The sequence below is a fragment of the Mesorhizobium sp. CO1-1-8 genome, from assembly GCF_020164875.1.
In the GTDB taxonomy this organism is placed as follows: Bacteria; Pseudomonadota; Alphaproteobacteria; order Rhizobiales; family Rhizobiaceae; genus Mesorhizobium.
Genome location: NZ_JAIUGZ010000012.1, coordinates 171,843 through 183,900, shown reverse-complemented (window position 1 = coordinate 183,900; position 12,058 = coordinate 171,843). Strand labels below are relative to the sequence as shown.

Here is a 12,058-nt window from a genome sequence, read left to right as displayed (position 1 = left end):
GATGCGCTGGAAGAACCGCCCTCTCTCTCCGAGAGTGGCGGCCTATCTTTCAAGGATTGATGGTTGCCGTCACTGGTTCAGGTCGACCGGTGTCACGCCAAGGAGTTTCAGGGCGTTGGCGTAGGTCCTGATGCCCTGGGCCTGCTTGCGCTCGGCACAAAACCGGTTCGCCTTGTCCTGGAGCGCGGTTGCCTCGGCGATCTGGCTTGCGCTGGCGCCTAAGGTGGCCTTCGTTTGGATAGCCCCGTCGAGTTGAAGGCCGAGCCGGCTGCAATACTCGCTCCGGGTGACCGCCGCTTCCGCACCCGATTGTGCGACCGCCAGCATGGCCAGCGAAATGCCTGTCAGGGCACCCATCCATCCGGTCGAACGTCGTTGCATGTTTCGGGACCATTTCTTCGCGTTGTGCCGCAGGCCGCTTGACCGCCGCGAGGGTGGTTATGACAGGCGATGTTTTCGCGAATTTTTCCCGGATGTTGAATCTTGTTTCTGGAGTGTGTCTGAGGTGCGTCTTCACCCTCCCCCTTGTGGGGAGGGTCGCTCCGCGCAACGGAGCGGGGTGGGGGCTTTTGCAGCGCCGCACCCCCACCCCGTCCCACCGACCTTGCTTCGCAACGCCGGTGCGCCGACCCTCCCCACAAGGGGAGGGTGAAGCGCTGCGGCGCTTGCGCCTCTTCCTCTTACGCCACTCATCGCGTATGGCCCGGGGAAATCCTCCCAATTCCAATTCCCCGGACACCGCATGATCAGACTTGAAAGCATCAGCAAGCAGAACGGCCGTCAGCTTGTCTTCATCGAAGCGTCGGCGTCCCTGCAGAAGGGCGAGAAGGTCGGCCTCGTCGGGCCGAACGGCGCCGGCAAGACGACGCTGTTTCGCATGATCACCGGCCAGGAGCAGCCTGACGAAGGCCAGGTGCAGGTCGATCGCGGCGTCACCATTGGCTATTTCAGCCAGGATGTCGGCGACATGGAAGGCCACAGCGCCGTGGCCGAAGTGATGAACGGCGCCGGGCCGGTGTCCGAAGTCGCGGCCGAGATGGCAGCGCTCGAGGCGGCCATGGCCGATCCCGAGCAGGCCGACCAGATGGACGAGATCATCGAAAAATATGGCGAGGCGCAGCACCGCTTCGAGGAACTCGACGGTTATGCGCTGGACGGCCGCGCGCGAGAAGTGCTGGACGGTCTCGGCTTTTCGCAGGAGATGATGGACGGCGATGTCGGCAAGCTGTCCGGCGGCTGGAAGATGCGCGTGGCGCTGGCCCGCATCCTGTTGATGCGGCCCGACGCCATGTTGCTCGATGAGCCAAGCAACCATCTCGACCTGGAGAGCCTGATCTGGCTGGAGTCCTTCCTGAAGAACTATGATGGCGCGCTGTTGATGACCTCGCACGACCGCGAGTTCATGAACCGCATCGTCAACAAGGTGGTCGAGATCGACGCCGGTTCGCTGACCGCTTATTCCGGAAACTACGAATTCTACCAGCAGCAGCGGGCGATCGCCGACAAGCAGCAGCAGGCACAGTTCGAGCGCCAGCAGGCGATGCTGGCCAAGGAGATCGCCTTCATCGAGCGCTTCAAGGCGCGCGCCTCGCATGCCGCACAGGTGCAGAGCCGGGTGAAGAAGCTGGACAAGATCGACCGCGTCGAACCGCCGAAGCGCCGCCAGACCGTGTCCTTCGATTTCCTGCCGGCGCCGCGCTGCGGCGAGGATGTCGTGACGCTGAAGAACGTCCACAAGGGCTATGGCAGCCGCACCATCTACGAGGGGCTCGACTTCCAGGTCCGCCGCCGCGAGCGCTGGTGCATCATGGGCGTCAACGGAGCCGGCAAGTCGACGCTCTTGAAGCTGGTCGCCGGCGCTTCCGAGCCCGACACCGGCACTGTCGCGCGCGGGCCGAGTGTGAAAATGGGCTACTTCGCCCAGCACGCCATGGAAGTGCTGGAAGGCGAGCGCACCGTGTTCCAGACGCTGGAAGATGCGTTCCCGCAGGCCGGCCAGGCGCCGCTGCGGGCACTCGCCGGCTGCTTCGGCTTTTCCGGCGACGAGATCGAGAAGAAATGCCGTGTGCTGTCAGGCGGTGAGAAGGCGCGGCTGGTGATGGCGCTGATGCTGTTCGACCCGCCCAACCTTTTGGTGCTGGACGAGCCGACCAACCATCTCGACATCGCCACCAAGGAGATGCTGATCACGGCACTGTCGCAGTACGAGGGCACCATGCTGTTCGTGTCGCACGACCGGCATTTTCTGGCGGCGCTTTCCAACCGCGTGCTGGAACTGACGCCCGAAGGCATCCACTCCTATGGCGGCGGCTATACGGAATATGTCGAGCGCACCGGGCAGGAAGCGCCGGGCTCGAGGAGCTAGCCGCTTACCGCAGCGAGATGCTCATGCCACTGAGGTCGGCGTTGACCTGCAGGCCGACCTGCCTGCCCGTCAATTCGAGCCGGACGCCCTTGTCGTTGCTCATGACGATCACCTGAGCCCCTTTGCCAAGCGCGCCGCCACCCCCCGCCGCACCATAAACCCCGGTCACATCCCGTGCACGTTTGATGTGGCGCACGGTACCTTGAAAATAGGTCTTGGAGACACCGAAGGCGAGACCGCCCGAGACGCCACCGACCGAAATGGGATAGCGGCGGCCATGGAAGGTCAGCGTTCCTTCGCCGCCGGAGCCACCGACGAAGAAGGCCGCCTTGTAGACGGCGAAGCGGATCGTGCCGCTGTCGGCATGCGCGGCGCTGGCAAAGCCGATGCTCGCCGTGGCGATGGCGGCGACCGCGATGGAACGAAATCCGGATGAAATCTTCATGGTGAGAACTCCTCAATGTCGCCGCTTTGCCGGCCGCAGCGTGGGATCAAAGTTACAACTGAACAGTCTCGCCCGTGATTTGGTTCCAAGCCCCGCGATTTGGTACCAGTATGGGTTCGAATCCGGCGGCTGGAGGGCCGAGGAGAGGGCGGCGGGTTACGGAGGGTGGGGTAGGCGCCCGACCGCAGCTATCGCCTTGTGGGATGAAGAGGTCTATGCAGGCCCTCCACAAGGCTTAGGAGAGGCTTCGGATGAGAATCGCAATCTGCCTCGCATTGACTGCGGCAGTGGCTGGATGCGCGGCTTCCCCGGTCGACTATGAGGCGTCGCTTTCGCAGCAGGACCAGAAATGGGCTTCGCCGGCATGCCAGCAGGCCCGCATGGCGGCTTCAGATTACGAGGCTCGCGAGAAAGAGCATCCGGGGTGGGGTTTCGGCGTCCTGCTTGGTCCATACTCAATGGGGCTCGTCGCAGCCATCAAGGAGCATGAGCAGAAGCAACGAAAGCTCTTCGCGCGGGAAGTGCACCTGCAATGCTCAAGCCTGCCGCTGCCGAAGGAACTGCAGGGCGATTTGAACCCTGGGGTGCCGCCAACGAAGTATCCATAGCCCTGCGGCGCCTTCCGGGCAGAAGGCGCCGGGCTGCGAAGCGGCGCGAGTGATGGAAAGCCGCCGTTGGGCCTCATGGCGCTGATCGTCTTCACGCTCGCCAAACCGGCTTCGGCCGCCTGCTCTACGCCGCAACGCGCCTGTCGGGCGTGCAATACTGGCAGGTCATAACAGCGCTCTACGTGATCTCCAGCGTGCTCGCCGGCATCACGGGCCTGCCTCTATATCGGCCTGATCACAGTGCACTTTTTACTCTGTCAGCTGTTCGCCTATCCCCCAGCCAGCCGCGGCAGCAGAAAAATCTCCGCCCCCTGCGGCAGCTTCTTCGACCACGTATCGCGATAGATCGTTCCGTCGATGGCGACGGCGATGCCTTTGTCGATCAAGGGTTCGAGGCCGGGATACTGTTCAGCCAGCTTCCTGAACAGCTCCCTTATGTCCTTGGCCTCGATCTCGACCTTGCTGTTGCCTCCGGCGGTTGCGGCGAGCGAGCCCCAGAGCGTTACTTCGACCATTCCCGTTCCGCCTCGATCGCCGCCAGGATGCGCGGCGGCGACATCGGGATGTGCGTCATGCGCACGCCCGCGGCGTTCGACACCGCATTGGCGATCGCCGCCAGCGGCGGCACGATCGACGTCTCGCCGACACCGCGCACCCCGTACGGATGATTGGGGTTGGGGATCTCGAGGATCTGCGTGTCGATCATCGGCAGGTCGGAGCAGACCGGGATGCGGTAGTCGAGGAAGCCGGCGTTCTGCAGCCGCCCGTCCTTGCCGTAGATATACTCCTCGTTGAGCGCCCAGCCGATGCCTTGCGCCGCACCGCCCTGGTACTGCCCCTCGACATAGGTCGGGTGCACCGCCTTGCCGGCGTCCTGCACGACCGTGTAGCGGATGACCCTGGCGGCGCCGGTCTCGGGATCGACCTCGATATCGCAGATATGGGTGGCGAAGGAGACGCCGGCGCCATCGGCGACGAGCTCGCTGTGGCCGGCGATCGGTCCGCCGGTCTTGCCCGACTCGACCGCGATCTCCTTCAGCGACAGCTTGCCGAGATTGCCGTGTTTCTCGCCCTTGGCGATCGCATGGCCCTTTTCCCAGACCACGTCGTCGACGGCAATGTCCCACATCTGCGCGGCGCGCTCGCGCAGGATCTTGATGGCGTTGCGGGCGGCCGAGATCGTCGCCATGGAAGACGAGAAGGTGCCGCGGCTGCCGTCCGTCATGTCGTTGTAGCCGAGGCTGGACGTATCGGCGACGATCGCCTTGACCTGGGAATAGTCGATGCCGAGTTCCTCCGCCGCCACCAGCGACAGCGACGCGCGCGAACCACCCACGTCGACCGTGCCGACGGCAAGCGAGACCGAGCCGTCCATGCCGATGTTGAGGTCGGTGCAGGTCTGGCCGCCGAAGTTGAACCAGAAGCCGCAAGCCATGCCGCGGCCCTGGTTCTTGCCCAGCGGCGCCTTCATGTGCGGATGGCTCTTCACCGCCTCCAGCGTCGGGCCGATACCGATCGGGCCGTAGACCGGGCCGTAGGACGACCTTGTGCCTTCCTGGGCTGCGTTCCTGATGCGGAAGTCGACCGGGTCCATGCCGATCTTCTTGGCCAGCTCGTCGACCGCGCTTTCCACCGCGAACGCCGCCATCGGCGCCGAGGGCGCGCGATAGGCCGCGGTCTTCGGCCGGTTGACCAGCACTTCGTAGCCGACCGTCTTGACGTTATCGAGCTTGTAGCAGGCGAACGCCGTCATGGCGCCGATCTCGGCCCAGGAGCCGGCATACGGGCCGCAGCTGTAGCGCAGCGTCGCTTCGGCGGCGGTGATCGTGCCGTCCTTGCGGGCGCCGATCTTCACGTCGATCGAGGTGGCGCTGGTCGGGCCCGAGGCGCGGAACACTTCGTCGCGTGTCATCACCAGCTTCACCGGCCGTCCGGCCTTGCGCGACAGCGCCAGCGCCACCGGCTCGGCCCAGACATGGGTCTTGCCGCCAAAACCGCCGCCGATCTCCGAGGAGGTGACGCGCAGCTTCGAGGCTTCCATGCCAAGCAGCTGGGCGCAGTGCTGGCGGTAGACGAAATGGCCCTGCGTGCACACCCAGAGGTCGGCGGTGCCGTCGGAGCTGAAATTCGCCACGCAGGCATGCGGCTCGATATAGCCCTGGTGCGTCTGCTCGGTCTTGAAGGAGCGCTCGACGATGAAGTCGGCGTGCCCGAAACCCTGATGGACATCGCCATGGCCAAACTGGCTGCGCTTGGTGACGTTGGAGGGTTTGACCGGCTTTTCCTCAAGACCCTCGGTGAAGATGGCATCATTGATCAAGGGCGCCGTGTGCTTCGCCGCCTCGTCGACATCGGTGACGTGCGGCAAAAGCTCGTATTCGACCTCGATGAGCTTCAGCGCCTGCCTGGCCGTGCGGGCGTCGATCGCAGCGACCGCGGCCACCGCGTGGCCGTCATAGAGCGCTTTCGTGCGCGCCATGCAATTGTCGAGGACGTCGTACATGGCGGCATCGCCATCGGTGAGGTCCGGCAGGTCGGCCGCAGTGATCACCGCCTTGACGCCGGCGAGCTTCTCCGCTTTCGACGTGTCGATCTTCACGATCCTGGCGTGGGCGTGCGGGCTTCTGAGAACACGCCCGACCAATTGGCCGGCCATGTTGAAGTCGGCGCCGTAGCGCGCGCGGCCCGTCACCTTGTCGATGCCGTCGGGACGGATCGGACGCGTGCCGACGGAGGTGAATTTCCGTCCGGAAAAGCGTGGATCGAAATTCATCTCAGGCTCCCTTCATCACTATGGCCGCGTCCTGGACAGCGCGCACGATCTTGTCGTAGCCGGTGCAGCGGCAGAGGTTTCCGGCAAGGCCGAAGCGGATTTCCTCCTCGGTCGGGTCGGGGTTCTTGGCCAAAAGGTCCTTGGCCGCGATCAGGAAGCCCGGCGTGCAGATGCCGCATTGCAATGCGGCGTGCTCGAGGAATTTCTGCTGCAGCGGGTGCAGCGTATCGCCATGGGCCATGCCCTCGATGGTCTCGACGCGCCGGCCTTCAGCCTCGGCGCCGAGCACCAGGCACGAGCACACCAGCCGATCGTCGAGAATGATGCTGCAGGCGCCGCAGTCGCCGGTGCCGCAGCCTTCCTTGGCGCCCGTCAGCCCCAGCCGATCGCGCAGGACGTCGAGCAGCGTCTCGTCCGGCTGGCAAAGATACTCGACAGCGTCGCCGTTGATTGTCGTTGAAACCGCAACTCCAGCCATTATTTGCCTCCTGCGCGTGCATAGGCGGTCGTGGCGGCCCGCTTGGCCAGCACGCCCGCAACTTTTCGTCTGAATTCGATGGTGCCGCGCTTGTCGTCGATGGGACGGCAGGCCCCCGCGCAAACCTTGGCGAGCCGCTCCAGCGTCGCTTCGTCCAGCTTGGAGCCGATGAGCACCTCCGCCGCTTCTTCGACCAGAAGCACCGTCGCCGCGACGGCGCCCAGCGCAACGCGTGCCGATTTGACGACACCGTGTTCATCGAGCGTCAAATTCACCCCGGCGCTGACCACCGCAATGTCCATCTCGGTGCGCGGAATGAAACGCAGATAGGCATCGCCTGACCGCGGCGCGTGCTTGTCGAGCAGGATCGCCTCGATGATCTCGCCTTTGGCCAGCGACGTCTTGCCCGGCGCGGTCGGCACGCTCTGCACGGGGACAGTGCGCCTGCCCCCCGGCCCGACGACCACTGCCTTGGCGCCGGCGGCAACCAGCGCCGGCACGCTGTCGGCTGCCGGCGATGCGTTGCAGAGATTGCCCACGATGGTGCAGCGTCCCTGCACCTGCTTGGAGCCGATCAGCTTGGCCGCCTCGACGACACCGGGCCATGCCTTCTTGAGGGCGGTGTTCTCCCCCAGGACGGCGCAGGGAACCGCGGCGCCGATGCTGAAGCCTTCAGCCGTTTCCCGGATTTCGCTCAAGCCGTCGATGGCCTTGATGTCGACGATCAGCTCTGGTTCGGCAAAGCCGCCCTTCATTCTGACCAGGAGGTCGCTGCCTCCCGCGAGGATGGCGGCCGTACCAGCCGACCCGGCCAACTGGCCAACGGCATCTTCTATTGAAAGCGGACGTATGTAGCGCATCGTCTCCCCTTGGTCATCGCGATTTCAGCGACCGTTATAAACAGTCTCCTCATAATGGCTATCCGGTTCCTCATCTGCGGCGATTAGGCCAGGCGCCGCAATATCCAGTCCAACAGACCGAAAGTGGCGCACTGAATGGCAGCAACCGGCTTTGGGACGATTTTCGTGAAACTTCGGTTATGGATCAAGTGCGCTCATTCGCTTTTGTCCGCCTTTGGGCCGGAACGGCCTTTAAGCCGGGCAGAGCCGCTGCTTGGCTTTCCCTGCTGAACCCCCCTGTGTTCGGCGGCCGCCCGAAACGCCTGCGGCGGCTGGCCAAGTGTACGCAGGAATGCGCGCCGCATGCGTCCGGGATCGCCAAAACCGGCGGTTTCGGCGATGCGCTCAAGCGGGAGATGGCTGGTCTCGATCGCCGTGCGGGCCGTCTCAAGGCGCATGCGCTCAACGGCCTTTGCCGGCGTGACGCCGGTCTCGGCCGTGAAGGCCCGGGCGAAGTTGCGGGGGCTCATGGCCGCGCGATCGGCCAGGCATTCGACGGTCAGCGGTTCGGCCAGGTTTGCCCGCACCCATTCGATCAGCGCGGCGAAGCGGCCGGTTCGCCCGCCCAGCTCGACGAAGGCCGAGAATTGCGACTGGCCGCCCGGCCGGCGCTGGTGCACGACGATCTGCTGCGCGGTGCGGCGCGCCACCTCAGCGCCAAGGTCGTCTTCGACGAGGGCAAGCGCCAGGTCTATTCCGGCCGAGATGCCGGCCGACGTCCAGATGTCGCCATCCCTGATGAAAATACGCTCGGCATCGAGCCTGACCTTCGGATAGCGGCGGTGGAAGTCGTCGCCGCTGGCCCAGTGGGTGGTTGCGCGGCGGCTGTCGAGCAATCCCGCCTTTGCCAACAGGTACGCGCCGGTGCAGACGCTGCTGATGCGCCGCGCCGGGGCGCGCCTCAACCAGGCGACGATCTCGTCCATCGCCTCCATGGAGCGGATGATTTCGCCGCCCGATACGATAACGGTGTCGAAAGGGCCGTCGCGCAGAGGCCTGGTGAGGAGCTTCAGACCCGAAGAGCTTTCAACGTCGCCGCCGCCGGGCGCCAGCAGCGTCAGCTCGTAGCTGTGCGGGCGGTATCGCTCCGCAATCTCGAAGACGGTTGTCGGCCCGGCCGCATCGAGAAGCTGGAAACCAGGGTGAACGACGACGGCAACGTGCCTCGGCATGGCAGTATTCGCCCGATTTATGTCATTTCGGACGAACCCTAACCCCGGTAGCCTCGTCGTCAAGCCATAGGAGACCGGACCCCCGGCGACTTGCCTTGTGGAGCAGTGCCGGTGCCGCCGGCCTTGTCGTGCCGGAGCATGGATTGCTACGCCAACTGGCTCACAGGGCGCTTGCTAGCGCCAGCCGGCGGCAGGCAGCCGGCAAAGGCCCTGGACGAAACGCTGCGCGCCATCGCTGCCGCCACGGCCGCCGGCGAGCACCGATTTTTCACAGCAAGGGAGTGACTGATGAAAGCTTTGATCGCCGGGGCCGGCATTGGCGGCCTCACCACCGCTCTGTTCCTGCATGAGGCAGGCTTCGAGGTCGAACTGTTCGAGCGGGCCGACGACATCCGCGAACTTGGCGTCGGCATCAACATGCTGCCGCACGCGGTCAAGGCGCTGGCCGCGCTTGGGCTGATGCCGGCGCTCGACGCGGAGGGGGTGGACACGCGAGCTTGTCTACACCAACCGCTTCGGCCAAATCGTATGCAGGAATTGCGTGGCATCGATGCCGGATACGAGGTTCCGCAAATCAGCATCCATCGCGGCAGGCTGCTGGGGCTGATTCACCGGGCCGTGTTGAACAGGCTTGGCGGCGACGTCATCAGCACGGCAAGCCTTGTCGATGCCTTCGAGCAGAGCGAGGGCGAGGTCGTGGCGCATTTCCGCCGGCATGACGGCTCGCGAGGCGAGGCGCATGGCGACCTGCTCATAGGCGCCGACGGGATCCATTCCGCCGTCAGGGCCGTGCTCTATCCCGAAGAAGGGCCGCCGATATGGAACGGCACGATGCTGTGGCGTGGCGCCACGCCATGGCCGGTCTGGCGCGACGGGCGCACCATGGCGGTTGCCGGCGGCAATTTCGCCAAGTTCGTCTATTATCCGATCGAGCCGGATCGCGAAGAGCCGGAGACCAGGCTGACGAACTGGGCGGTGATGGCCCATACCGGTGATCGCGGCACATCACCGCTGCGTCCCGGCGACTGGAGCCGCCCGGGCGTGATCGATGATGTGCTGCCCTTCGTGCGCGACCGGTTTCAGCTGGATTTTGTCGACCCTGCCTCGATCATCCAGGCAACGGATGGCTTCTACGAATATCCGAACTGCGACCGCGACCCGCTGCCGCGATGGTCGTTCGGGCGGGTGACGCTGCTCGGCGATGCGGCGCATCCCATGTATCCGGTGGGGTCGAACGGAGCCAGCCAGGCAATACTCGACGCGGGTTGCCTGGCGATGCATCTGGCCGCAGGACCAACCGTCGAAGCCGCGCTCGCGCGATATGATGGGGAGCGGCGGCCGGCCACATCGGCCATCGTGCTGGCCAATCGGCAAGGCGGCCCGGAAGCGGTCATAGACATGGTCGAATCCCGGGCGCCCCATGGCTTTGATGACATCGACGTCGTCGCTTCGCGCGAAGAGCGCAAGAGCGTGGTACGCGGCTATGCGTCCCTGGCCGGGTTTGCAAAACCGAATTGACCGGGAGCGGCGCGTTTTTGCGCCCTAGAGATCCGCCTCGGCAAAGATGCGCGAGGCCCAATCGAGGAAGACGCGAAGGCGCGGCGAGAGCTGTCTGTTCTGCGGGTAAAGCGCCGACAGCGGTGTCGGCGAGGGCGGGTAATCGGCCAGCACCTCGATGAGCGTCCCGTCGGCAAGATCCTTCTCGAAGCGATAGCGCGGCGCTTGGATCAGGCCGAGGCCAAGCCGCGCCAGGTCCGCGGCGGTATCGGAATTGTTGGCGGCGACGCGGCTTGGCAGCCGCACCTCACGGATATTGCCGGCGACGGTGAATTCGAACGGAAGGGTCTCGCCGGTGCGCGACGAGACAAAGCCCACCGCCTGGTGACCGTCGAGCGCATCGGGGGAGGCGGGCGTGCCGTGGCGCTCGAGATAGGCGGGGCTGGCGCAAGTGATCTCGCGGATCATCGCGAGCCGGCGCATGATCATGCCGCTGTCGGGCAGCTCACCGACGCGGATCACACAGTCGACGCCTTCACGCACGAGATCGACCAGCCGGTCGCTTTGGCCGATCTGCAGGTCGATCCTGACATAGCGGGCCAAAAACTCCGGCAGGCGCGGCAGCAGGAAGGTGCGGGTGAGCAGCGTGCTGGCGTCGATGCGCAGCAGGCCGAACGGTTCGGCATTGCGGAAGGCGGCTTCGGCATCCTCGATTTCGGCCAGGATCGACAGGCAGCGCCGATAGTAAGCTTCGCCATCCTGCGTGGCGTTCACCTGCCGCGTCGTTCGTTCCATCAGGCGCGCGCCGAGATGCTCTTCCAGCCGCCGGATGGCTTCCGTCGCGGTTGAGCGCGGCAGGCCGAGATCGGCCGCGGCAGCGGTGAAGCTGCGCCGCTCCAGAACGCGAACGAAGAGCCGCATCGTGTCCAGTCGATCCATGGCTGTTGTTCGCAGTTTCCGAATAGTGATGTCAATAGGCGGCTGATTATCCGAAAAGCGCGCCGGCCTATATCCGTGTCACCAACACACGGAGAGACTTCCATGACATCTAAGCAGACAGGTACGGGCAACCAAACCAGAACGGCGATCGTGACCGGTGCCTCGAAGGGGATTGGTGCGGCGATCGCACGCCGGCTCGCCCGCGACGGGGTCGCTGTCGTCGTCAACTATGCACGGGGACGTGCGGAGGCCGAAGAGCTTGTGCGCAGCATCGAGGCCGACGGCGGCAAGGCGATCGCCGTGCAGGCCGATATCGCCGATCCGAACGGCATCGCCGTGCTGTTCGACGCCGGCGAGAAGGCGTTCGGCGGCATCCACATCCTCGTCAACAACGCCGGCATCATGAAGATTTCGCCGATCGCGCAGACCGACGATGCTTCGTTCGACACGCAGATCGTGATCAATCTCGGCGGCGTGTTCCGCGGCATGCGGGAAGGCGCGCGCCGGCTTCGCGACGGCGGCCGCATCGTCAATTTTTCCAGCAGCGTCGTCGGTCTCTACCAGCCGGGCTACGGCGTCTACGCCGCCACCAAGGCGGGTGTCGAGGCGATGACCCACATCCTGGCCAAGGAGCTTGGCGCGCGCCGTGTCACCGTCAACGCGGTGGCGCCCGGACCGATCGAGACCGCGCTGTTCACTGACGGCAAGAGCGAGGCGCAGATCGAGGCCATCGGCAAGATGATCCCGCTCGGCCGGCTCGGCCAGCCCGACGACATTGCCGGGCTGGTCTCGTTCCTGGCCGGTCCGGACAGCTTCTGGGTTAACGGGCAAATCATCCGCGCCAATGGCGGCGTGGTCTGAGGCGGCAACCAGGCCGGCTTG

General features: G+C 65.1%; 12 protein-coding genes and 1 pseudogene. 5 read left to right on the top strand and 8 right to left on the bottom strand.

Annotated features, from left to right (window positions below):
* Positions 1-69 precede the first annotated feature (69 nt).
* Positions 70-357 carry a hypothetical protein gene (locus tag LB558_RS23120; protein WP_224699650.1) on the bottom strand — a complete coding sequence of 96 codons (288 nt, stop codon included), beginning with the start codon at positions 355-357 and terminating at the stop codon, positions 70-72.
* A gap of 385 nt (positions 358-742) precedes the next feature.
* Between LB558_RS23120 and LB558_RS23115 the strand changes: the two genes are divergently transcribed.
* Positions 743-2,365, top strand: a complete 1,623-nt coding sequence (locus tag LB558_RS23115; protein WP_224699649.1) for an ABC-F family ATP-binding cassette domain-containing protein — start codon at positions 743-745, stop codon at positions 2,363-2,365.
* 4 nt (positions 2,366-2,369) lie between these two features.
* On the opposite strand, the gene LB558_RS23110 is transcribed toward LB558_RS23115, so the two are convergent.
* The gene (locus LB558_RS23110; RefSeq protein ID WP_224699648.1) at positions 2,370-2,810 is read right to left on the bottom strand and encodes a hypothetical protein; all 441 of its coding nucleotides are present in this window, start codon (positions 2,808-2,810) and stop codon (positions 2,370-2,372) included.
* Between the two features lie 251 nt (positions 2,811-3,061).
* On the opposite strand from LB558_RS23110, the gene LB558_RS23105 reads away from it, so the two are divergent.
* Both LB558_RS23105 and LB558_RS23100 read left to right on the top strand, forming a co-directional pair.
* Complete coding sequence (locus tag LB558_RS23105; RefSeq protein WP_224699647.1) at positions 3,062-3,418, top strand: hypothetical protein; 357 nt, start codon at positions 3,062-3,064, stop codon at positions 3,416-3,418.
* Positions 3,419-3,490: 72 nt separating this feature from the next.
* Positions 3,491-3,655 (top strand): annotated as a pseudogene (locus tag LB558_RS23100) (ABC transporter permease); the annotation flags it as partial.
* Between the two features lie 32 nt (positions 3,656-3,687).
* On the opposite strand, the gene LB558_RS23095 reads toward LB558_RS23100, so the two are convergent.
* From LB558_RS23095 to LB558_RS23075, 5 genes are all read right to left on the bottom strand, one after another.
* Entirely contained in the window at positions 3,688-3,933 is a 246-nt protein-coding gene (locus tag LB558_RS23095; RefSeq protein WP_013530645.1) for a MoaD/ThiS family protein, read from the bottom strand.
* Positions 3,921-6,191, bottom strand: a complete 2,271-nt coding sequence (locus tag LB558_RS23090) for a xanthine dehydrogenase family protein molybdopterin-binding subunit (RefSeq protein ID WP_224699646.1) — start codon at positions 6,189-6,191, stop codon at positions 3,921-3,923. The genes LB558_RS23095 and LB558_RS23090 overlap by 13 nt, the downstream gene beginning before the upstream one ends.
* Position 6,192: 1 nt before the next feature.
* Complete coding sequence (locus tag LB558_RS23085; protein WP_023813348.1) at positions 6,193-6,669, bottom strand: (2Fe-2S)-binding protein; 477 nt, start codon at positions 6,667-6,669, stop codon at positions 6,193-6,195.
* Positions 6,669-7,529, bottom strand: coding sequence for an FAD binding domain-containing protein (locus tag LB558_RS23080; RefSeq protein ID WP_224699645.1), 861 nt, complete (start codon positions 7,527-7,529; stop codon positions 6,669-6,671). The genes LB558_RS23085 and LB558_RS23080 overlap by 1 nt, the downstream gene beginning before the upstream one ends.
* A gap of 194 nt (positions 7,530-7,723) precedes the next feature.
* Positions 7,724-8,740, bottom strand: a complete 1,017-nt coding sequence (locus LB558_RS23075; protein ID WP_224699644.1) for a GlxA family transcriptional regulator — start codon at positions 8,738-8,740, stop codon at positions 7,724-7,726.
* A gap of 288 nt (positions 8,741-9,028) precedes the next feature.
* Between LB558_RS23075 and LB558_RS23070 the strand changes: the two genes are divergently transcribed.
* Positions 9,029-10,258: a flavin-dependent oxidoreductase gene (locus LB558_RS23070; protein WP_224699643.1), complete on the top strand. Its 1,230-nt coding sequence runs from the start codon at positions 9,029-9,031 to the stop codon at positions 10,256-10,258.
* 24 nt (positions 10,259-10,282) lie between these two features.
* On the opposite strand, the gene LB558_RS23065 is transcribed toward LB558_RS23070, so the two are convergent.
* Positions 10,283-11,176, bottom strand: a complete 894-nt coding sequence (locus tag LB558_RS23065) for a LysR family transcriptional regulator (RefSeq protein WP_224699642.1) — start codon at positions 11,174-11,176, stop codon at positions 10,283-10,285.
* A gap of 102 nt (positions 11,177-11,278) precedes the next feature.
* Between LB558_RS23065 and LB558_RS23060 the strand changes: the two genes are divergently transcribed.
* Positions 11,279-12,037: an SDR family oxidoreductase gene (locus tag LB558_RS23060; protein WP_224699641.1), complete on the top strand. Its 759-nt coding sequence runs from the start codon at positions 11,279-11,281 to the stop codon at positions 12,035-12,037.
* The last annotated feature ends 21 nt before the right edge of the window (positions 12,038-12,058 follow it).